The organism is Phormidesmis priestleyi ULC007, assembly GCF_003003695.1.
In the GTDB taxonomy this organism is placed as follows: domain Bacteria; phylum Cyanobacteriota; class Cyanobacteriia; order Leptolyngbyales; family Leptolyngbyaceae; genus Phormidesmis_A; species Phormidesmis_A priestleyi_A.
The window spans coordinates 1-20957 of sequence record NZ_PVWG01000063.1 but is presented as its reverse complement, the minus strand read 5'-3'; the positions used below and the strand labels follow the sequence as shown (position 1 = coordinate 20957).

Sequence of the window (20957 nt, the reverse complement as noted above, 5' to 3'; positions counted from 1 at the left end):
GCTGACTTCAATCACGATGGGCAGGCTGATGTCATTTGGCGAAATTATGTCACTGGTGAAAACGCAGTTTGGCTGATAAACAATAACGTCATTGAGTCGGCGGTTTTTCTCACCAAAGTTCCTGGCACAGATTGGAATATAGAAGGAGTTGCTGACTTCAATCAGGATGGGCAGACTGATGTCATTTGGCGAAATTATGTCACTGGTGAAAACGCAGTTTGGCTGATAAACAATAACGTCATTGAGTCGGCGGTTTTTCTCACCAAAGTTCCTGGTACAGATTGGAATATAGAAGGAGTTGCTGACTTCAATCAGGATGGGCAGACTGATGTCATTTGGCGAAATTATGTCACTGGTGAAAACGCAGTTTGGCTGATGAACAATAACGTCATTGAGTCGGCGGTTTTTCTTACCAAAGTTGCTGACCCAAACTGGAGGATAGAAGGGGTTGGCAAGCAATTTGAACAAAAGCTGATCAATGATGTAGTCGGAGACACGATCGCAAATGCTTTTAACATCGGAACGCTGGATAAAAATGCCACCTTCCGAGAATCGCTAGGCAGTGCTAATGATCTTGAGGATGATTACCAATTTACACTGTCTGCAAACAGTAGTTTAAGCCTGACGTTGAATGGTCTTAGCGCAAATGTTGATCTACAGCTTCTTAACAGCAGTGGTGCGGTAATTCAAACTTCTGCGATCGCTGGCAACTCAGCAGAATCTATTAGCAGTGGGTTATTATCTGCGGGCACTTACTATGTTCGGCTTAGCTTAAATGGAAGCGACATCACAAGCTACACACTTAATTTGTCGGCTGCCCTGCCTATCTACCAATACGAATTTACCTACTACTACAACGGGAGTAACAACTGTAAAGACTACTATACAGGACATGTCTATGCTTATGCTGATACTTATAGCGCGGGTCAACTTTTTGATGCAGTGATTGGGAACAATGAGACGGGTTACGCTGGCAAATATCTGATTAAGTCAGCGATCGCGGCTGAAAATATTGCCGATCTGGGTAAGGTGTTTGTAGACAAGTACTACAACAGCGAGAACTCTACCTCTTACACACCCGTCTATTTTGGACAGGGAAAAACTTCAGGCACAAACTATCTAGGCAGTGAATACGATTTTATTGGCAACTCAAACAGTAGCGATAACGACTTTGGATTAGACAAATGGGTCTATGACATTAGCTACTCTAAATATAACTTCATCTACTACTATAACGGGAAAGACAACACGGCTGACTACTATAGTGGATGGGTTTATGCTCAACCGGGAACTTACACAGTTGGAAGCCTTTTGGACTCGAATCCAAACAATAACGACATCGGCTCAAACGGCAACTATTCCATCACAAAATCCAGTCGAGAAGGAATTGCTACTGATGTCGGCAAAGTCTTTGTCGATCGATACTACGATATTGACAATAGTCAAAAGACTTATACTCCCTATTACTTCAATCAAGGGAAAGCATCGGGCACAAACTTGTTAGGCAGCGAATATGACTATGGCAACAGTCTAATCTCTTCTCAAACCGATTTTGGGCAAGACAGTTTGGAGTTTGATGCTCAACCGGAGTTGTTTGGCTCTTTCTTTGATATTGCCCAAGTCTCGTTCACCACAGGAGACAGCCTGACGGCTAATTTCAAGATTCAAAACACGGGTGCTGATGCTCGACCTTTCCGGGTGGCGTTCTATCTCTCGAAAGACACCACGATGACAACAGACGATCGTCTCCTCGCAATCTGTGATCTAGACACGATAGCCGCCAACACGCTAACGGCAACAATCAGCAAGACGCTCTATCTACCTGGATCTGCTGATGGCTTCTGGGTTAAAGATGGCACTAATAGCTACCACATTGGCATGATTGTTGATTCGCTCAATGCAGTCAGCGAGGCAAATGAGAGCAACAACGCCAACCGAGGCATAGGCAGCGATTCTAAGGAGGTGTCCATCACCAATGTGGTCAAAGACCCTGTAGTAAATTATGGTGCAGCATCTGGCAATCCCTTGATCGATGCCCTCTTGAACGCAAACCGCGCTTATTGGAATACGAGCGTGAATGGTGGGGTGATTACCTACAGTTTTTACGCTAATGCGTCTGGTTACACGGGTCGCGAGATCGTTTCGGAGATCAGCACTACCATTAAGAATAATGTGCGGGCGATTTTGTCGTCGATCGAGTCGTTTATCAACGTCCGGTTTGTCGAAGTGGCCGATACGGCAACAAGTTGTGGAGTCATCCGCTATATGTATTCTGACGGTAAGGCAAACTCCAACGATGCTGCCTACGGCTTTTATGCCTATGGCTACTATCCAGGCTCTAATAGTGGGGGTGATATTCATCTCAACCCTAATCGAGCCACAAGTTTTGAAGGAAGTGCAGGAACCTATGGCTATATGTCACTGATTCATGAAACGCTGCATACGCTTGGCTTAAAACACCCCGGAAATTACAACGTTGGAGGGGGCACTACAGAAGCACCTTTCTTATCACCAACTGAAGATAACACGACCAACACTGTGATGACTTATAACAATGGCACGAGTGACACACAATATCATGGCAGTAAAGCCATTACGCCCATGAGTTATGATATTCGGGCGTTGCAGTATCTCTATGGGGCAAGAAATCAAAACGCCGACGCGACCACCTACACGTTTAACACGGTCTATGGTTATGGCGTTGCAAATCAGTTTTTTGGCAGCACTACCACTGAGTTAAAGCAGAGCATTTGGGATGCTGGTGGGGTAGACACCTTAGATTTTTCTGGGTTGTCTGGTGGGTCAAGCTATCGGTTTGACCTCAATCCAGGTGGCATTTTAACCACTCAATCTTCTTACAATGGGTCAACTTATTATGACTATGGTCAGGATAGTCAGCCGACCGATGGAATTCCCCAGGGTTCGCAATCCGCCACGTCTAACTTTGGCACCACGATCGCTGAGGGCACTATGATCGAAAATCTCATTACTTCCTGTGGCAATGATTACATTATCGCCAACACTGCAAGCAATGTCTTTAAAGGCTATACGTTTGGCACGTTTACGGGAGATGATGTGATTGATTCTAGCAGTGCTGCCGATAGTCTAGAGCTTGCAGGATTTAACTTGTCTAATCTGACCACTGCGGTCAGCGGAAGCGACTTGACGATCGGGCTAGGTTCTGGTTCTATCCGACTGCAAAACTACTATGGTGCTAATGGCTCAATGAAGCTGCTTGTTGGGGACACTTACTATACCTATAGCAGTTCAGGTAGTTGGCAAGCCGTGGCGGTTCCTGCTGCGATCACAGCTCCTAATGCTTCTCTAGATATAGTCGCTGCTGCGAGTGGACTGACTGCAACCGTTGCCTCAACTTCCCAAGTACAACCCCCAATGTCGCCAGCCGCTTGTATGTGTCCTATTTGTTCTGGCACTGCTGTTAATCTGTTGGGGACATCGAGCTTAGTTGCCGCGATCGGGCTTGGCTAAAGCGCCTAAAATAATCACATCCAGGTTTAGAGCGATCGACCTATGAATTCTCCAGTTCTCGAAAAACCAACTCGCCAAAATTCCGTCCTTCTCTACAACCTCACTTGGGATGCTCTCGAAAGACTAGACGTAGAGCTAGAAGGCACAGGCGCACGCTTAATCTACCTGGATGGATTTTTAGAAATCACGGCTCCGTTTTTTGAAGAACACGAAGAACCCAAATGTACCGTCAGTCGCTTGATAGAAGCTTTTATGCGAGAGCGAGGAATTCGGTTTTATATTCGGGGAAGCACTACTCTCGGCAAGCGGAAAGATGGCGCAAGACGAGAACCGGATGAGTCGTACAGTTTGGGCACTAAAAAGCCTATCCCCGACTTAGTATTAGAAATCACCGTTACCAGTGGCGGAATTAGCAAGCTAGAAATCTACAAACGCTTAAAAGTCCCTGAAGTTTGGTTCTGGGAAGACGGCACAATTTCAGCCTATTGCCTTCAAGAAAATGGCTACGAAAGGGTTGCCCAAAGTTCTTTGCTGCCTGATTTAGATTTGGTGGTGTTGGCACAGTATTCACGAATGGCTGACCAGTATGATGCGGTGAATGAGTTTACACAGGTGATTCGAGGGATGTGAGGCGAGAGGACTCTACGAAGAAGCAGTGAAGAAGCAGTGTATGCAGTGGAAGATCCGATCGTTTGTAGTGTAATATCCCAAGTTCGAGTCAAGGTGAGGGATATCTTTGTTGGGTCAGAATCCTGACTTCAGAGTGAGAAATTTCATTCTGCATCAAGAATTTTTAGCCTTGCAAGAAAGCGATCGCATCAGTTTGATTGAATACCAATTAGCCTAATTCTAAAATCATCTATCCTTAAGTCAAAAACAAACTCGGATCAACTTGAAAGAATCCGCCTAAAGCTTTTGCTTGAGCTTGATTGATTTCTCGGCTGCCAGCGATCGCTTCTAAAACAACTTCCTCAGAACCCATCACATCTACCAAATCTGATTGTTTGAGGTTGCGTTGCTCCATTAAAAAGAGCAGCAGAGAGCGAGGATTAGAAGCCTTACCAGGTGAGTAATAGTCCTGTTCAAATTTCTCAATTAGCGTGATCAGCAACGCATAAAGCTCATTCTCTTCTAGGCTGCGATTTGGACGGTGCATTAATTCTTCTACGATCGCCAAAGCTTTGTTGTTTTCCTCCTCAGTTCTAATTAATCTCGGCTGATACTGAGACAGCAAATTTGCATATTTATCTGGATTAAAAATAAGGGTCATTTTTCCATTTCTCCTTGTCGTATTCTGCGTGAGTGAGAATATATTTGATGTATATCAATTGCCCTTCGTAATCGATGCTCACTATCAAGCGATATTTATTTCCTTTAATATTGAAAACCGTGAAGTTACCAACTGCTTCAGCTTGTGGAAAAACGGCTTGAACCTCGACTAAGTTAGACCAGTCAGCTTTACTAGCAATTCTAAACCAGTTATCTAAAGCTTCATTGCAGTCGGCGTGTCGTTCGCCATAGTCGCGTAAACATCGGTAGCTGATTACGTGCATATCAAATCAGAGAGCAATAGAAAATCAATAAAGAAGCCTGTCCCCACTCAGGAAACAGGCTTTTTAGCCACTGAGAAACTGTCCTAACTCTGCGCTACAGGCTCTTTCGCCAAAAACTTCTCCAGTTCTGTAATCGCATCGGCATCGACTTTAGTTTGCATCGGGCAAAACTTAGGGCCACACATCGAGCAAAACTCAGCCGTCTTATAAATATCAGCGGGAAGCGTTTCGTCGTGATATTCCTTCGCGCGATCGGGGTCGAGCGACAACTCAAACTGTTTGTTCCAGTCAAAGTTATAGCGAGCTTTCGAGAGTTCATCATCGCGATCGCGTGCGCCCGGACGGTGACGCGCAATATCTGCCGCATGAGCCGCAATCTTATAAGCAATCAAGCCATTGCGAACGTCTTCAGCGTTGGGTAAGCCGAGGTGCTCTTTGGGCGTGACATAGCAGAGCATTGCCGTGCCATACCAGCCTGCCATTGCTGCCCCGATCGCTGACGTGATGTGGTCATATCCCGGCGCAATATCCGTCACCAGTGGCCCCAACACATAGAAGGGCGCTTCAGAACACTCTTCCATCTGTTTACGCACGTTGAACTCAATCTGATCCATCGGGACGTGCCCCGGCCCTTCAACCATCACCTGAATGTCGTGTTCCCAGGCTTTGCGGGTGAGTTGTCCGAGGGTTTTGAGTTCGGCTAGCTGGGCAGTATCAGAGGCATCGTGTTGGCAACCAGGACGCAGCGAATCGCCCAAGCTAAACGAGACATCATAGCGTTTGAAGATCTCAATGATGTCGTTGAAGTGCGTGTAAAGCGGATTTTGCTTGTGATGTGCCAGCATCCAACGAGCCAGAATGCCGCCGCCACGAGACACAATTCCGGTCAGGCGATTTTTGACGAGGGGGAGATGCTCGATCAAAATCCCCGCGTGAATGGTTTGATAGTCAACGCCTTGCTGGGCGTGTTTTTCAATGATGTGAAGAAAGTCGTCTGGGGTCAACGTCTCGATGTTGCCGTGAACACTTTCTAACGCCTGATAGATCGGAACCGTGCCGATCGGAATTGGCGAAGCTTTAATAATTGCTATCCGCATCTCATCTAGATTTCCGCCCCCGGTAGACAGATCCATCAGGGTATCTGCGCCATACTTCACCGCCAACCTGAGCTTATCGACTTCTTCATCTAAATTTGATGAATTAGGTGACGCGCCAATGTTAGCGTTGACTTTGCAGCGAGAAGCAATGCCGATCGCCATCGGTTCTAGATTAGGGTGATTAATATTCGCAGGAATAATCATCCGACCCCGTGCCACTTCGGCTCTAATTAGCTCGGCTGGGAGGTTTTCCCGCTGAGCCACATAGTGCATCTCTTCGGTGATGATGCTTTGACGGGCGTAGTGCATCTGAGACACGTTTTTGTGCCCGCTTCGCTTCGCGATCCAGTCTGTCCGCATATTCGATTCCTCAAGATAAACAGCTTCCCTTCGCTGGCATTACCCAGTCTCAGGTTCTAAGGGTTTGTTCTCAGCCCAATTGGGCACCCCTAGCTTGAGTGCTAATTCTATCATCCTTGGTTTGAGTCAAGGGGCAGACCCTAAAAAACTGACAATTGGCTGCTGTCTAGATTTAGAGAGTTTGAGGAGCGAGAGGAGACGATCCAGAAAGATCAGAAAGTCTTTAGAAAAAAGCCTTAAATTCCCTGCGATCGACTTGCAAAATCTGTAAACTCTCTATAGGATTACTCGGTGAGCCAATCCTAATTGAATAAATTCGCAATAAAAAATAATTTATTTTATGTACAAAAAAGAACAATTGCTCAGAAATGCAATAAGTTCTTGCGATCGACCTAGATTAAGTGTTTTAGAATACTTTCGCAGCGCCTCAAATCGCTTCATTTTTGAGCGCTTGGCGATCTTGCTTTAGCGTCATAGAGCGATGTATGAGGATTTGACTCTACCCTCTAAACGCGGGTTGCAGAACTGCGATCGCATCCGACTGCTTTTAAGTATTTCTACTTACCCAGCTTCCGCAGATCTTCGTACTACACATACAACAAGTGTAGTCGTCTGCACTTGTCAAGTCGAAATCACCGCCTTGGCAAATGTTAAATTTTCCAGTAAACCTGACTTAACTCCCTTTGGGAATAAGTCGTTTTAAAAATTACTTGTCAACCAATCAGATCTGAAATCAAGGCTTTCCAAATCTAGTTTGATTTTTGTAGGAGGTTTATATGCGGATTGCTCAAGTCGCCCCTTTGTGGGAAAGAGTTCCTCCCCCAGCCTATGGCGGCATTGAACTGGTCGTTAGTTTGTTGACCGATGAACTGGTACGACGCGGACATGAGGTGACACTATTTGCTTCTGGTGACTCGCTCAGTTTAGCGAATCTTGAATCAGTTCATAGTCGTGCCCTGCGCCAAGATCCGACTGTGAAGGAGTATTCGATTTACGAAATGCTTCAACTTAGCCAGGTCTATGATCAGGCAGAAGATTTTGACATCATCCATTCTCATATGGGCTGCGCGGCGTTGCCCTATGCAAAATTTGTTAAAACGCCGACCATTCACACGCTACATGGCGTGTTCACCCCCGACAACGAGAAGATGTTTTGGCGATCGCGTCAGCAGCCATTTGTGAGCATTTCAAACGCCCAGAGAGAAGCAAAACTGGGGCTGAACTGCGTCTCTACGGTCTATAACGGCATTGATGTTGACAGCTATAAGTTTTATGCCCAGCCTGATGAGTCGCCCTATCTCGCTTTTCTGGGTCGGTTGTCTCCTGATAAAGGGCCTCATCTGGCGATCGAGATTGCCAAGCGCACAGGCTGGAACCTAAAAATGGCAGGAAAGATCGATATTGTCGATCGTAAGTTCTATGAGCAAGAGCTTGCACCGCATATTGACGGCAAGCAAATTCAATATTTGGGTGAGGCGAACCACGTTCAGAAAAACACATTAATGGGGAGTGCGATCGCGACACTATTCCCGATCACCTGGCGAGAACCATTTGGGTTGGTGATGGTGGAATCAATGGCAGCTGGAACCCCCGTGATCGGGATGCGGCTCGGCTCGGCTCCTGAAGTGATTGCTCACGGCGAGACGGGTTTCTTGTGTGACACCGTGGATGAGTGCATTGCAGCGCTGAATCGCATTGATGAGATCGATCGGGCAGCTTGTCGTCAGCGTGTGATTGATGAGTTTAGCGTTCAGAAAATGACCAACGGTTATGAAGCTGCTTATCGTCAGATTCTGACAGGAAAATTGACGAGTAAAAACGGTCGTGTGCCTAGTTTGCTAACAGCCAGCAACATCAACTAAGTGGATCAAAACGTTCCACTTTTTTTGTGCCTGTTGTCCGTCAGTTTGTAGTTGTGGTGGTTAGTCGCCTGTTTCTAATAGTCCGTTTTCGATGGGTCGATTAGTCACTCGTTGATCGTGGCTAACCACTGGTTTATGAGGTGAAAATTATGGTGCTTTTAAGCGACAAGCAAAATGCGTCAAGTTCCACTTTTCCTGATCCCTTTATTTCGGCGCGTTCCAAAGCTCCTGATCGGCAAGCGATCGCGCTAATTTCCGATCATGGCGATCCTGCCGCAGACATTGGCAAAGAAGCAGCAGGCGGACAAAATGTCTATGTGCGTCAAGTGGGTGAAGCGCTAGCAAAGTTGGGCTGGCAAGTCGATATGTTTACTCGCAAGACGAGAGCCGATGATGCCACGATCGTGCAACATTCTCCGCACTGTCGCACCATTCGCCTAACGGCGGGCCCCACAGAATTCATTCCGCGCGATCGCTTGTTTGAATTCATGCCAGCATTCGTCAATGCGTTTCAAAAATATCAAGCAAAGCATCACTATCCATTAATCCACACCAATTATTGGATGTCTGCTTGGGTGGGTTTGGAAGTGCAGAAAACCCATAATGTTCAGCTTGTAAACACCTATCACTCATTAGGTGCGATTAAGTATCAGGCTGTTCCGAACCGTCCGGCGATCGCCAACACTCGCTTAGACGTTGAACAACAGATTCTAGAGCAAGCAAACTGCATTGTGGCGACCAGTCCCCAAGAGCAGGAAGCTCTTCGCAGTCTGGTTTCTAGCCAAGGACACATTGAAGTGATTCCGTGTGGAACTGACATCGAAAACTTCCATGTGATGCCAAAATCGGAGGCGCGATCGCAGCTAGGATTTCAACCCGATGAAAAGATTGTTCTCTATGTCGGACGCTTTGATCCGCGTAAGGGAATTGAAACTCTGGTTCGTGCCTGTACCCAGCTTAAAGAAAATCCTGCTGACGTTCGTTTAGTGATTGTAGGAGGCAGCGATTCAACCCAAGCAGACGGCGACGAACGCAACCGAATTGAAGGTATCGTACAAGAGTTGGGATTATCAAAACGAACAACTTTTGTAGGGCGTGTTGGACACGATCGTCTCCCGCTCTATTACACGGCGGCAGATGTATGTGTGATTCCCAGTCACTATGAGCCATTTGGATTGGTGGCGATCGAGTCAATGGCGTGCGGAACTCCAGTCGTCGCGTCTGCGGTCGGAGGCTTAAAGTTCTCGATCGTCCCCGAAGAAACCGGATTATTAGTTCCACCTCAAGATACGGATGCGTTTGCAGAGGCGATCGATCGCATTCTCGGTGATGACTTGTGGGCGACCAAGCTGAGGCTCCGGGCATCTGAGCGGGTGCAGCAAAACTTTAGCTGGTCGGGCGTAGCGGCGCAGTTAAGTGATCTCTATCGGCGGTTGTTGGCACAATCGATCGCGCATGAAATGTTAGTGCCTGTGCGATCGAGTGATTTGTCTGGTGCGATCGTGGTTCCGGCAAAAGCACTGACTCAAGTTTCATAACGTTGACTTCGTAACTTTTGTGGAGGCACTTTGCAGAATCTCTGTTCTAAACTGCCTCCCTTTTTTTGTTCAAAGCTCCCCTGCAATTTTGCGCCTGAAAATCTCGTCTACTTTTTCAGAACTCAGCGTGTTGCTGTGGTTGCTGGGTTAATAAAACGCAGATTCAATCAATATTAATCGCGCAGAGTGTAGCCAACTCCGCGTATTGTATGCAGTAACCGGGACTCTTGGTTCTCTTCTAACTTCAGTCGCAAGTAGCGAATGTAGACTTCAATAATATTAGAATCGCCCATAAAATCATATCCCCAGACGTTTTCGAGAATCTGGTCGCGAGTAAACACTTGACGCGGATGCCTCAAAAGATACTCTAACAAGTCAAATTCTTTGGCGGTGAGATCGATCGACCGAGTACCCCGATAAACTTCGCGAGTTTTCCGATTCAGTCTTAACGTGTTGAACTGTAGAGCCTCTTCATCGCCTTCTTGAACGCGACGCAGATGAGCGCGGATTCTGGCTAACAGTTCTTCAATGCTAAACGGTTTGACCACATAATCATCGGCTCCAGCATCGAGTCCGGCGACACGATCGTTGACTTCATCTCGTGCCGTCAGCAAAATCACCGGGACTTTGCTTCCCGTCGATCGCAGCCGCCGACACAGTTCTAAGCCTGACAAACCCGGCAGCATCCAGTCTAAAATGGCCAGGTCGAGTGTCGCTTCGCGGGCAAGCGTTAAACCCGTCATACCGTCGTGTGCCACGCTCACGGTATAGCCTTCGCTGACCAGTTCCAGTTCAACAAACCGAGCGAGTTTCACTTCATCTTCAACTAATAAAATGTGAGCGCTCATGATCGGGTTCCGATTGCTGGAAGGGTTAACGTAAAACGTGCTGCCTTCGCCAGGATGAGATTCTACAGTAATGATACCACTCATTCGTTCTGCTAATGCTTTCGTGATCGCCAGTCCTAACCCAGTTCCCCCAGTCGAGCGCACCCGCGAGGGATTCAGTTCGATAAAACGGTTCAAAGACTAATGCTGGCTGGGATGCAGAAATGCCGCTTCCGCGCTGCTGATTTTTTCACTGTCGATCGTGCAAAGCATCTACAAAGATCGCACACAGCATTGGCGGATGGTTCACATTATCATCAGTAGTGTTATGGCACTGCTATTTGTTGGACAAGCCATCACCGGAACTCGTATGCTTCTGGGAGTGCCCCTCAGTTGGCAAGAACCCTACATCCAACAACTGTATGAACAGCAGTTGCCAACACTTCTAGAGCGCTGCTTGATCGCTCTGAGTCAACAGACATTACAAGATCAAGTAAAAGTGTTGGTCGGGCGAGATTGGCAAACTTATCCAGCAGGGTTTGAGACATTACCCGATCGCTTTCAAACCCTGCATTGGATTACTGCTCCACAGGGCGCAACTGTTCCAAAACGGCGGTCGTTGGGCATTCAGCAAAGTCAGGGTGAAATTATTACGCTACTCGAAGATGATTGCATCGTACCATCGGATTGGTGTACAACCCTGCATTTAGATCGGTATTTCAATCTAATTCACTAGAACAGGCTCCATTTCGGTAGATGTGGGGGACGGCATCTCGGCAGGTTCAAGATACCAACAACAGCGACGTTAAAGCATTGATGAAGTCATCAGAAAAGCGGGAGTCACGGAGTGGAATGACGCGTGTCGTATCGGTATGGTGGTGGGTGTTACCGATCGCGGGCATTCCCCGATGGGTGGGTGCGATCGTGGCTGTGCTAATGGTTAGTTTGGGAATTTGGTTCATTCGGCTGGGCACATTCTCTTACTGATCGCTCTCCTTGGCTTCAACCTTTAGCGCCCGATTTCCGAAGTAGCTCACTCTCGCCACTTGTCCTGAGCGAACCGCTCTGCTGACCTCCCGATAAGTTAGAGCGTCCGTCAACAGTGTCTTAGCCCCACAACGAAGTTGATAATCAACCGATCGTTGTAAAGTGGGCGGGTCATTATGTTCTTGAATGTCGCGGTGCTGATCGACCTCATCAGCAGTCGGACGAGGAGGCAAGGTAGCCCACCAAATACCCTCATCATCTGAACCAGAAACCGCACTCGCAGGTTTTTCCCCATTCACGTTGGTCAATGTATTGCTTTGAAACGAGTGAGTCCGACGACTATTCAAACCACCACTGGTTTTGCTGATGTAATAGTCCACTTCCCAGGTTTGAGTCGCGATCGCGATTGCGTTATTACAGCGAGTTTGCGGCACAATCCCATTTTCCTCAGTGCAACTGGTGAGAGTGAGGAATGCAGCACTAATTGCTAACCAGGTTAGGATTCGAGGCTTCATTGCTGTAGGCAGACTAAAGGGTAGTGCCGCAAAAAATCTAAGACAAGCGGATAATGTAGAGATTGAATTAGCTAAACGGGTCTTTCCCCAGACTTATGTTCAGGAAAGGAACACTCAACTTCAATATTTAAATTGCTCTTAGCAGTGCCTTTTGTGACATAGGGAATTCCCGCTTCGCCACCTAGTTCAATGCCAAATCTCAGCGTGACTTTATCAACGTTAGCCACTGCTAAGTTTCTAAAAGCTCTGAGCGTGTAGGTCGTATAAGCGCGAATGGTTCCTTCGATCGCTTGAAAGTTCTGAATCGCCTGTTTTTGAGTTTCAACAACCGAGGGGAAACCCCGTGTGACAGGAACTTCTTCCTCTTCTGCTGAACCCGGTCGAACAATCGTCGCGATCGCATCTTCGGTCGTTTCGATATAAATTACGGTGTCGTCGTCGAGTCTAATGGGGGTTAGTTTAGTCATTTATTTTGTAAGGCTTAAAATTTGTGGGTCTCCCGATTTACGCCTATGCTGACTGAGAAAGTTAAGTTTCGTCAAGCCATTCCTGATGGAGGAATCGAGAGCGTGTTTGCTGATGGTAATAGTACCTGAAAGGGTGAGCGTAAGCATCAAAAATACTGCTTACAATGCAAATATAAACTGTTCCTACGTTCATGGTTGTCATGGGTCGGGATGCGCTTGTTGTTGGAATTAATCTCTATGATTGCGAACAACTTAGCAATCTGAAAGCTCCGGCTGAAGATGCAGAAGCGATCGCACAATGCTTGACGCAATCCGGTGGGTTTCGAGTCCGGCGACTTCCCGAAGTCATCCGTCCAGAAACACAGGCGACACGAGTTGGACGCAAAACCAAAGTCACCCTGACTCAACTCGAAGAGGCACTCGTTCAACTCTTTAAGCCGACCGGAAACCACATTCCTGAAACGGCTCTGTTCTACTTCTCAGGGCATGGGTTACGCAAAGACCGGGGCATTCAAGAAGGCTTTCTGGCAACGAGTGATGTGAGTCCCAACGCGAATCAGTGGGGGTTACGCCTGAAGTGGCTGCGCGAACTACTGCAAGAAAGTCCGATTCGGCAACAAATTATTTGGTTAGACTGCTGCTACAGTGGCGAACTGCTCAACTTTAAAGAAAACCTGGAAGAGGCAGACCCCGGTAGTTTAGAACAGCACGATCGCTGTTTTATTGCTGCCTCGCGAGAGTATGAAGTCGCCTACGAAGAAACGGCTGGCAGTCATGGCGTTTTGACGGGTGCATTGCTGCAAGCGCTCGATCCTCAGCACCGTTCAGATGGTTTGGTCACAAACTTTACGCTGACTGAGCAAGTCAATCAAGCTCTCAAATCTGCCAGTCAGCGTCCTTTGTTTGCCAACTTCGGCAACAAAATTATTTTGACCGGGCAGGTGAGTGACCGCGTTTCAGAAGCAACCGGGGATGAATGTCCCTATCGGGGGTTGGCTTATTTCGATCGTACTGATCAAGATGCCCGGTTCTTTTATGGACGCACTGCACTCACGGATGTGCTGCTGGAAAGAGTGCGCGATCGCTCGTTTGTGGCAGTGGTGGGCGCGTCTGGCAGTGGTAAATCTTCGGTGGTTCGAGCCGGGTTATTGCATCAACTAAAACTCGGTCAGCGAATTTCTGGTAGCCACTTATGGACGGTTTATGTAATCAGACCCGGTGACAAACCTCGCCAAAGTTTGGCAGAGGCATTTCTAGAACCGGGATTGTCTGCGATCGATCGGGCAGATCAACTACACAAAGCACAGGCTTTGATCGACTCAGGAGCCGTCGGTTTTGCTCAACTGATTGCTGCCTGTGAAAGCGATCGCGTAGTGTTGGTGATTGATCAGTTTGAAGAATGCTTTACCCTCTGCCGAGATGAGACGGAGCGACAGCAGTTTTTTGAGGGACTGCTGGGAGCCATTCAGCAGCTTGGGAAGAAGCTTTGTCTAGTGATCACGCTTCGCGCAGATTTCTTTAGCAAATGTCTGCAATATCCACAACTCGCGCAACACATCGAGAACAACCTGGTGGCAGTCAAGCCGATGAATCGCGAAGAACTCGCCCAGGCGATCGTGGAACCTGCGAAGCAAGTCAATTTAGACATTGAGGCAGAGCTTGTAACCCAGATGATTCTGGATGTCGAGAGTTCTCCAGGAAGCTTACCGCTGCTGCAATACACCTTGACTGAATTGTGGAAGCGACGATCGGTCAACTGGCTCACATTGGCAGCCTACAATCGAATGGGTGGCGTTCGCGGCACACTACAACAACGGGCAGACGAAGTTTACGCTTCACTATCCCCCCAGGAACAAGAAACGGCTCGACGCATCTTTCTAGAACTGACGCAGCTAGGAGAAGGCACCGAAGACACGCGCAGACAGGTCTTGAAACGAGATTTAATCACGTCAAAGCAGTCAGAATTGTTGATCGATCGCGTGATTCAGCGACTGTCTACAGAACGGCTAGTGGTGACTTCGGAACTGGTAGAACGCAGTGCAGGCAATCGCGTGCAGGTGATTGATGTTGCCCACGAAGCACTGATTCGCTATTGGTCGCGCTTGCGTCAGTGGATTGAAGAAAATCGGCTTGCCCTCAAACAAAAACGCACCATCGAAGATGCGGCTGAAGACTGGGTGCAACAAGGCAAGCCTGTAGAACTGGCCTATTTGTTGCAGGGATCAAAGCTGGCTGAGGCAGAAAACTTTCTTCAGGTTTATGCAGACACCATGCCGCTGTCTAGCTTGGCGCAGGAGTTTATTCAACTCAGTCAGGCAGAGCGCGATCGCCTGCATCGACAAGAACAAGTTCGCAAGCGGTGGAAAACCGCAGCCAGAATTGCCTTTCCCACGCTGATTGCAATTAGCGCCGCAGTCTTTGGCTGGCAACAACAACGGGCAAAAGAAGCCACGGCGGCAGTCTTTCTAGCAGGAAACGTTCCAGAATCTATTTCGCAGTTAAGCACTGCTCTGCCCACGTTTCGCGAGGAGGCACGGGCGCTGAAAGCCAAAGCCGAATCTGGAAAGGAAGCGGATATCTCGCTGGCGCTGGCTTACTACCGCAGACTCCGAGAAACCGCGATTAAACTGTTGAATCTGCAAAAACAAACAGATTCTAAAACGCTATCGGAACTTCAATTAAAACAACTTTTAAACACTCAAGCGATCGCTGCGGAATCAGACAAATCTTTAGCAGAATTAATTGAGAAATATCGTTTTCCCGCTCTAAAGCAACAGCTAAACACCCAAAATTTTGGCGAACGGCTGCCCAATACGCAATTCACAGACTTTGAAAACCAATATACAGGAGCCTTACGAACGACCTACCAAATTCTCATGGGGAGGTTTGGAGCGGGTGCTGACTTAAATCAAGATGGCAGACTCACCTCGATCGATGAACGAGAGCAACTGCCGTGTGACACCCTCTTAGAACTAGATCGGCTTTGGCGAGAGGCAACCCGCAAAGCAAAAGGCAAAGCCTGCGGCTGGTATGGTGCAAACTTTGCTGTATTCGAGAATCTCGATTGCGCTACCATTCCCAAATTTGAGAAAAGAACGCTTGCCTTCTGGATTTTTGATACAGATTACGACTCTGCGATCGAGCGCATTAAAACTTGTCGGCAACCATCACAAGCGAGGAATTTATGAATCAACCTAAGCATTCGCGTCAGCATTGGCTTTTAGTCTCTTCGCTGATTCCGTTTACGATCAGCATATCTATTCCAGTTTCTGTTTTGTTGACTGCGATCGCCAGCCATGCCGCAGTTCCCAAAGCTTTCTTTGTCACCCGTACAAGTGGTAATAGCATCTTATTAGAAAGAGGACGCACCTCAGAATCGGCGGCGGCATGGCGCACTCAACTGCGAGACTATCATGAGAATCTCTTTGTTCCGAAAGGGACAACCTCTAATGCTACGCTGACCGGCATCTCGGCTCCGAGCGGCGTTGCTGTCACGTCCAAACACCTGATCGGGCCTACCGCCTATGTGCGATCGCAGAGTCTCGACAGCCGCTATCGTTTCCCCTGTACTCTGAAAGGCGGCGAGGGGCTGTTAGGCTGGCGACCCAGCCAAAACCGAGACGATCGCGGCTGTGTGCCTCAGGGAGTTCGCATTCGGGCAGGGCAAGGCGGAGGGACAGCATTCTTACCTCTTCAGGCTCCCATCATTGCCACAAAGCAGGTTCTCAAAGCTCAACGATTGCCAGATCTTCTGCTGGGGCTAGTGCGGGTGCAGTATTGCAGCGCGATCGGCGATAACGGGACAGGCTGGGGCGTTCGTTCTACTGACAGTATGGGATTGTTAGGATCGGGCGACCCGTGTGAAAAAGCGCTGAAAGATTGTCTGCAAACCAGTTCAGGCGACGATTGCTCAGTGGTGAGTACCTGGGAGTGGAAGGCTTCAGACCGGGACTTAATGGCATCGCTAGACTGTGATGACAATCGTAAGTTCAACGCGAGAGGAAATGGCTGGGTGATTGCTTCGACACTGCTGCTCAAGCTCAAAGAGACTGCGAACGCGATCGGCGCAAAATCCTGTACGTTTGATGTTTACGCGCCCGGTGAGGTGATTGTGGCTCCGGCGACAGATCAACTCACGCTGATTCAGTTTCGGCGATCAGGGAGCCAATTAGTGATTGATGCTATTCGCGGCGATGTGATTGTGAAATCAGCCGAAGATCCTGACGGGAGAACGGTTTCTCAAGGATTCAGCTATGCGGGCGGAAGTTATGATGGCGATCGCTACTTCCCCAATCGCCAACCGCTCCAGCGCTTCTCTGCTAGAGAACTCTCTGACTCTGCGATCGTACAATCTTTTCTAGAAACTTCTCCAACGGTTTCTGACGCGGATGTTCCTGAAGACGTAATCAATGAAATTGCCGCTCAAAATAAAGAGTTTCAAGAAGCTCTGCGGCAGTCTCTCAACTCTGACTAAAATTGGGAATAGCATTTACAGGGATTCAAAACTAAGGGGATGCAGAATTCTGCACCCCCCTGTTAGTGCAAGCAGATTCGCGCCCAGAAACCTTCGCCTAGAGCGCTTCCACAATGTCCCATTTTTTAAAGAGGCGTACAGCTAAATTAACCTGAGTTCGGGATAAGTTACTGCTCCGTTTCAGTTCCCTTCGCCCCCTAAATCCCCCAAACTTGGGGGACTTTGAAGCAGAAAGATCGACCGCGTTCAAGAAATTGTGCCCATTCCAAGTCCCCCAGCATGGGGGATTTAGGGGGCGAGACGCTCGGCATTGGACGATCAAACTATCGCAGGCTGCACAGGAGACCAGGTTCAATCGCTAGGCAGGCAATGATTAACCCGAACTGACGTTAAATTAGGGATGAGAGGATGTAGATACCACCAGAGGCAGCGTCTGCTCTGTCAGCATTTAAGGCATCAACTTTCGTGAGCACCGCCACCAGGATCGAGACCGTCTAGACCCTGCACGAGTCGATCGAGTTCCTGCTGCATCTGGCTAGAGACTCGCTCATAGCAGGCATCGACATAGGCGCGATCGTTCGCCGCCGCCCGACCAGATCGCTCGAATATGATCGGCGTACAAATCCGCGTGTGGATCTGCACTGGGAACGGAACATTGGGCAACGGGCCCACCGCCAACCCCCACGGCAATCCTAGGTAGATGGGAAAGACGATCGGGTCAATCCCTAACAGCCAAGGCATTCCCCATTGATGCAGTTGTTGTAACTGCGGGTAGAGATTCGCCAGAATGATCAGCGTCTCGTGAGCGCCGAGCGAAATCGCAGGAAAAATGGGCACTCCTTCGCGCAGTGCCAGTTTAATAAACCCTTTCCGTCCTGCAAAGTGAATGCGATGACGATCGTGGTGCGGTCGCCACAAATCTTCAGCACCGCCTGGATAGACGAGGACTGCTGCATCCCGTTGCAGGGCAGCCGTTGCCATGTGAGGATGCGCTCGGATCGCGCCTAACTGCACCGTCAGCTTGGCATACCCAGGAACCATCCAGACGTTGGGGTGCATCAGCCCATACACTAATCGCTCTGCACCAAAGCGCTGAAACCAGTCCACCATAAACATCAAGGTGTCGGGGGCGATCATGCCGCCATTGTGAGACCCGACAATTAACATCTTTCCCGATGGGGGTAAATGCTGCCAGCCATCGCTCGTCACCCGAAAATAGTGGCGATAGAGCCAGTCTCCTAACGGCAGGAGCGCTTGAATCACCCGGGGGTCTCGTCCCTCTAGTGACCAGCCATCAAACCGATTTTCCTTCACCTTTGTGCCCTTCCAGTCCCTAGTCATCAAAGCCTTCAGAGAGTTAGCTACTCACTATAAAACGAAAGGGTCAGCACAGATTCTCTAACCCTCTGCTGTTCTAAGTGACGCAGTTCGCCAGATTCTAAAAACTAAATGACATGATTGCCTTCCTCAAATTAGAGTTTTCCAGCTAAGTAGCTAGGTGAAATTAAATAGAAGACCCTCATCCCCATTCCTTCTCCTTGGGGAGGAGAGATGGGGGCAGAAGACGCTCACCAGTTTTACAGGTTATTTAATTCACGATCCTAAGGGTATTTTGACGATTAGAAGAACGTGCAGGCTCAAGATTAGAATTCCTGCATAAATACTCCGCCCTAACCCTACCCAATTCTGGGGGGCTGAAGCCCTAAAGAACGAAGCGAAAGAACTCATTGAAGTGACGCTAAGTCTGTCTACTTATATCGTTCTCGATCCTAATCCTGCTACCCTCAATAAAGGCTCCTTTTCACGTAGACAAAGGAGAGGTTTTTCTACATCCGAAACCCTTCAACTTATGAGTCATCCAGACAGCATTGCTCCTCACGGTGGGCAACTGATTAATCGCATTGCCAACCCTGCTCAACAAGAAGAGTTTCTCTCAAAAGCAGACCACTTGCCCAGAGTGCAGCTTGACGAACGCGCGGCTTCTGATCTGGCGATGATCGCCATTGGTGGTTTTAGCCCGCTAACAGGCTTTCTCGAAAAAGCAGATTACGATCGGGTGGTCAATGAGATGCACTTAGTCAATGGGTTGCCCTGGTCGATTCCGATCACGCTACCCGTCACCGAAGCAGTTGCCAAGCCGCTTAAAGAAGGCAGTCTCGTGCGTCTAGATGATGGTCGAGGTCGCTTTATCGGAGTGCTCGAACTCACTCAAAAATATCGTTACGACAAAGTTCACGAGGCGCTTTACGTCTACCGCACCAATGAGGAAAAGCATCCGGGGGTGTCGGTGGTTTACAAACAGGGAGCGATTAATCTCGCGGGTTCGGTGTGGATGCTTCAGCGAGATGTTCACCCGCAGTTTCCGACCTATCAGATTGACCCGATCGAGTCGCGCACGCTTTTTAGAGAAAAAGGATGGAAGACGATCGTCGCGTTCCAGACTCGCAACCCGATTCACCGCGCTCACGAATACATTCAAAAATGTGCGCTCGAAACGGTGGATGGGCTATTTCTGCATCCGCTCGTCGGAGTCACCAAAGACGATGACATTTCGGCTGATATTCGCATGCGCTGCTACGAAATCATGCTCGAACACTACTTCCCCAAAGATCGCGTCATTCTCGCCATCAACCCAGCCGCAATGCGCTATGCCGGGCCGCGTGAAGCTATCTTTCATGCCCTGATCCGCAAAAACTACGGCTGCACTCACTTCATCGTCGGGCGCGATCATGCTGGAGTTGGCGACTATTACGGCACTTATGATGCTCAACATATTTTTGATGAGTTTGACCCCGATGCGTTAGGCATCAAGCCAATGAAGTTTGAACACGCCTTCTACTGCAAGCGCACTGAGAGTATGGCAACCACCAAAACCAGTCCTAGCTTGCCTGAAGAGCGTGTTCATCTCTCAGGCACCAAAGTTCGGGAGATGTTGCGTCGCGGTGAGCTACCGCCGCCAGAGTTTTCTCGCCCCGAAGTCGCTGCCGAACTCGCCAAAGCGATGAAGATTCCAGCACCCGTTTGGGGAGACGGAATTTAAACAGATCAGGGATGGGTAGGGGTATTTTGGAAAGGCTGGAGAAAAATAAGGTTTGGTAGCGATCGTCATAACACTTGCTTTTTTAGCGCTGCTTCTTTCCCCGCTGGAACGTTCCCTCTTTTACATTCTTTCCTGAATAGCACTACCCCCAAAAGCATTAGTTCGTGTATGCTTCTTATCCAGAGTCAACCTTGGGAAGACAAATGGGTAAGGTAATCGCTTTTGGGTGGTATGGCGGAAAATTTAATCATCTAAATCACGTGAGTTCGATGGCCTAAAAGATGGCAGGCGGCAGAGGAGGCAACCCTTTGGGTTTGAGATCTAAGGATGGCAACTTGGGCTGATAAGTGGAAGCGATCAGTCCTGCTGCTAAGTTGACTAGAAAATTTCAGCAACTGCGATGCCGGGAATGCTCGATCTGACCAACGTTCTTCAGTGGAGCGTTGACCGATTCCATCAGCGCCCGCTGGCGAAGCAAGATCTTATCCATCAATTTGACCAAGCGCTGCTTCATAGTCTTTTTGGATTGGGTGACTAGTTGGAAACCGCGAACCCTGCGGGTAGCGAAGCTTGCGTAGAGTTCTTCAAACAATTTTTGGCTAATGTAGCCGCGATCTCCCAAGAGTTGTGCAATTAAGTCTTGGGTCATCTCAGGCACAGGTTGGCGGTGTTCGGTATGGGCGTGAGTGAGTTTGAACGCCAAGCGTTCTCCTTGATCGTTGATGATCAGATGCAGTTTGAAGCCAAA

At 48.5% G+C, this 20957-nt stretch carries 16 protein-coding genes, 3 pseudogenes and 1 riboswitch; of the genes and pseudogenes, 9 read left to right on the top strand and 10 right to left on the bottom strand.

Features of this window, described 5'->3' with window-relative positions; all coding sequences use genetic code 11:
• Both C7B65_RS24680 and C7B65_RS24675 read left to right on the top strand, forming a co-directional pair.
• On the top strand, nt 1–3489 hold a 3489-nt coding region (locus C7B65_RS24680; RefSeq protein ID WP_146135848.1), incomplete at its 5' end, for a pre-peptidase C-terminal domain-containing protein.
• A gap of 42 nt (nt 3490–3531) precedes the next feature.
• Nucleotides 3532–4119, top strand: coding sequence for a Uma2 family endonuclease (locus C7B65_RS24675; RefSeq protein WP_073069698.1), 588 nt, complete (start codon nt 3532–3534; stop codon nt 4117–4119).
• Between the two features lie 235 nt (nt 4120–4354).
• Here C7B65_RS24675 and C7B65_RS24670 read toward each other — a convergent pair whose 3' ends face one another.
• From C7B65_RS24670 to thiC, 3 genes are all read right to left on the bottom strand, one after another.
• On the bottom strand, nt 4355–4759 hold the full coding sequence (locus C7B65_RS24670) for a helix-turn-helix domain-containing protein (protein WP_083582692.1): 405 nt from the start codon (nt 4757–4759) through the stop codon (nt 4355–4357).
• Entirely contained in the window at nt 4743–5042 is a 300-nt protein-coding gene (locus C7B65_RS24665; RefSeq protein WP_083582690.1) for a type II toxin-antitoxin system HigB family toxin, read from the bottom strand. Before C7B65_RS24665 ends, C7B65_RS24670 begins: the two co-directional genes overlap by 17 nt.
• 83 nt (nt 5043–5125) lie before the next feature.
• Nucleotides 5126–6499 carry a phosphomethylpyrimidine synthase ThiC gene (gene thiC / locus C7B65_RS24660; protein ID WP_073069697.1) on the bottom strand — a complete coding sequence of 458 codons (1374 nt, stop codon included), beginning with the start codon at nt 6497–6499 and terminating at the stop codon, nt 5126–5128.
• Between the two features lie 8 nt (nt 6500–6507).
• A riboswitch (TPP riboswitch) is annotated at nt 6508–6600 on the bottom strand.
• A gap of 675 nt (nt 6601–7275) precedes the next feature.
• Between thiC and C7B65_RS24655 the strand changes: the two genes are divergently transcribed.
• Nucleotides 7276–8361, top strand: a complete 1086-nt coding sequence (locus tag C7B65_RS24655; protein WP_073069696.1) for a glycosyltransferase family 4 protein — start codon at nt 7276–7278, stop codon at nt 8359–8361.
• Nucleotides 8362–8510: 149 nt separating this feature from the next.
• A complete protein-coding gene (locus C7B65_RS24650; RefSeq protein ID WP_073069695.1) occupies nt 8511–9899 on the top strand; it encodes a glycosyltransferase family 4 protein in 1389 nt (462 codons plus the stop codon).
• Nucleotides 9900–10072: 173 nt separating this feature from the next.
• On the opposite strand, the gene C7B65_RS24645 is transcribed toward C7B65_RS24650, so the two are convergent.
• Both C7B65_RS24645 and C7B65_RS28990 read right to left on the bottom strand, forming a co-directional pair.
• Nucleotides 10073–10747 (bottom strand): response regulator transcription factor, encoded by a 675-nt coding sequence (locus C7B65_RS24645; protein WP_073069813.1) that lies wholly within the window; start codon nt 10745–10747, stop codon nt 10073–10075.
• Nucleotides 10748–10828: 81 nt separating this feature from the next.
• Nucleotides 10829–10891: pseudogene (locus C7B65_RS28990) on the bottom strand (hypothetical protein); the annotation flags it as partial.
• 97 nt (nt 10892–10988) lie between these two features.
• Here C7B65_RS28990 and C7B65_RS28985 point away from each other — a divergent pair.
• Together C7B65_RS28985 and C7B65_RS24640 are read left to right on the top strand one after the other, a co-directional pair.
• Nucleotides 10989–11045 (top strand): annotated as a pseudogene (locus C7B65_RS28985) (hypothetical protein); the annotation flags it as partial.
• Between the two features lie 9 nt (nt 11046–11054).
• Entirely contained in the window at nt 11055–11462 is a 408-nt protein-coding gene (locus C7B65_RS24640; RefSeq protein WP_244913286.1) for a glycosyltransferase family protein, read from the top strand.
• Nucleotides 11463–11508: 46 nt separating this feature from the next.
• On the opposite strand, the gene C7B65_RS27520 is transcribed toward C7B65_RS24640, so the two are convergent.
• From C7B65_RS27520 to C7B65_RS24625, 3 genes are all read right to left on the bottom strand, one after another.
• A complete protein-coding gene (locus C7B65_RS27520) occupies nt 11509–11688 on the bottom strand; it encodes a hypothetical protein (RefSeq protein ID WP_146135847.1) in 180 nt (59 codons plus the stop codon).
• A gap of 18 nt (nt 11689–11706) precedes the next feature.
• Entirely contained in the window at nt 11707–12228 is a 522-nt protein-coding gene (locus C7B65_RS24630) for a hypothetical protein (RefSeq protein ID WP_073069692.1), read from the bottom strand.
• A 71-nt stretch (nt 12229–12299) separates the two neighbouring features.
• Nucleotides 12300–12695 carry a CU044_2847 family protein gene (locus C7B65_RS24625; protein ID WP_073069691.1) on the bottom strand — a complete coding sequence of 132 codons (396 nt, stop codon included), beginning with the start codon at nt 12693–12695 and terminating at the stop codon, nt 12300–12302.
• Nucleotides 12696–12895: 200 nt separating this feature from the next.
• Between C7B65_RS24625 and C7B65_RS24620 the strand changes: the two genes are divergently transcribed.
• Nucleotides 12896–15883 carry an nSTAND1 domain-containing NTPase gene (locus C7B65_RS24620; protein WP_083582706.1) on the top strand — a complete coding sequence of 996 codons (2988 nt, stop codon included), beginning with the start codon at nt 12896–12898 and terminating at the stop codon, nt 15881–15883.
• Nucleotides 15880–17169 carry a hypothetical protein gene (locus C7B65_RS24615; protein WP_073069689.1) on the top strand — a complete coding sequence of 430 codons (1290 nt, stop codon included), beginning with the start codon at nt 15880–15882 and terminating at the stop codon, nt 17167–17169. Before C7B65_RS24620 ends, C7B65_RS24615 begins: the two co-directional genes overlap by 4 nt.
• 456 nt (nt 17170–17625) lie before the next feature.
• Here C7B65_RS24615 and C7B65_RS24610 read toward each other — a convergent pair whose 3' ends face one another.
• Complete coding sequence (locus C7B65_RS24610; RefSeq protein WP_073069688.1) at nt 17626–18510, bottom strand: lysophospholipid acyltransferase family protein; 885 nt, start codon at nt 18508–18510, stop codon at nt 17626–17628.
• A gap of 508 nt (nt 18511–19018) precedes the next feature.
• Here C7B65_RS24610 and sat point away from each other — a divergent pair.
• Entirely contained in the window at nt 19019–20209 is a 1191-nt protein-coding gene (gene sat / locus C7B65_RS24605; RefSeq protein ID WP_073069687.1) for a sulfate adenylyltransferase, read from the top strand.
• Between the two features lie 274 nt (nt 20210–20483).
• On the opposite strand, the pseudogene C7B65_RS24600 reads toward sat, so the two are convergent.
• Nucleotides 20484–20957, bottom strand: a pseudogene (locus tag C7B65_RS24600) (transposase); the annotation flags it as partial.

What these genes read in the sequence shown, in the direction of transcription:
- C7B65_RS24675 (WP_073069698.1), top strand. Translation starts at nt 3,532, where the DNA reads ATGAATTCTCCAGTTCTCGAAAAACCAACTCGCCAAAATTCCGTCCTT.
- C7B65_RS24670 (WP_083582692.1), bottom strand. Translation starts at nt 4,759, where the DNA reads ATGACCCTTATTTTTAATCCAGATAAATATGCAAATTTGCTGTCTCAG.
- C7B65_RS24665 (WP_083582690.1), bottom strand. Translation starts at nt 5,042, where the DNA reads ATGCACGTAATCAGCTACCGATGTTTACGCGACTATGGCGAACGACAC.
- thiC (WP_073069697.1), bottom strand. Translation starts at nt 6,499, where the DNA reads ATGCGGACAGACTGGATCGCGAAGCGAAGCGGGCACAAAAACGTGTCT.
- C7B65_RS24655 (WP_073069696.1), top strand. Translation starts at nt 7,276, where the DNA reads ATGCGGATTGCTCAAGTCGCCCCTTTGTGGGAAAGAGTTCCTCCCCCA.
- C7B65_RS24650 (WP_073069695.1), top strand. Translation starts at nt 8,511, where the DNA reads ATGGTGCTTTTAAGCGACAAGCAAAATGCGTCAAGTTCCACTTTTCCT.
- C7B65_RS24645 (WP_073069813.1), bottom strand. Translation starts at nt 10,747, where the DNA reads ATGAGCGCTCACATTTTATTAGTTGAAGATGAAGTGAAACTCGCTCGG.
- C7B65_RS24640 (WP_244913286.1), top strand. Translation starts at nt 11,055, where the DNA reads ATGGCACTGCTATTTGTTGGACAAGCCATCACCGGAACTCGTATGCTT.
- C7B65_RS27520 (WP_146135847.1), bottom strand. Translation starts at nt 11,688, where the DNA reads ATGAACCAAATTCCCAAACTAACCATTAGCACAGCCACGATCGCACCC.
- C7B65_RS24630 (WP_073069692.1), bottom strand. Translation starts at nt 12,228, where the DNA reads ATGAAGCCTCGAATCCTAACCTGGTTAGCAATTAGTGCTGCATTCCTC.
- C7B65_RS24625 (WP_073069691.1), bottom strand. Translation starts at nt 12,695, where the DNA reads ATGACTAAACTAACCCCCATTAGACTCGACGACGACACCGTAATTTAT.
- C7B65_RS24620 (WP_083582706.1), top strand. Translation starts at nt 12,896, where the DNA reads ATGGGTCGGGATGCGCTTGTTGTTGGAATTAATCTCTATGATTGCGAA.
- C7B65_RS24615 (WP_073069689.1), top strand. Translation starts at nt 15,880, where the DNA reads ATGAATCAACCTAAGCATTCGCGTCAGCATTGGCTTTTAGTCTCTTCG.
- C7B65_RS24610 (WP_073069688.1), bottom strand. Translation starts at nt 18,510, where the DNA reads ATGACTAGGGACTGGAAGGGCACAAAGGTGAAGGAAAATCGGTTTGAT.
- sat (WP_073069687.1), top strand. Translation starts at nt 19,019, where the DNA reads ATGAGTCATCCAGACAGCATTGCTCCTCACGGTGGGCAACTGATTAAT.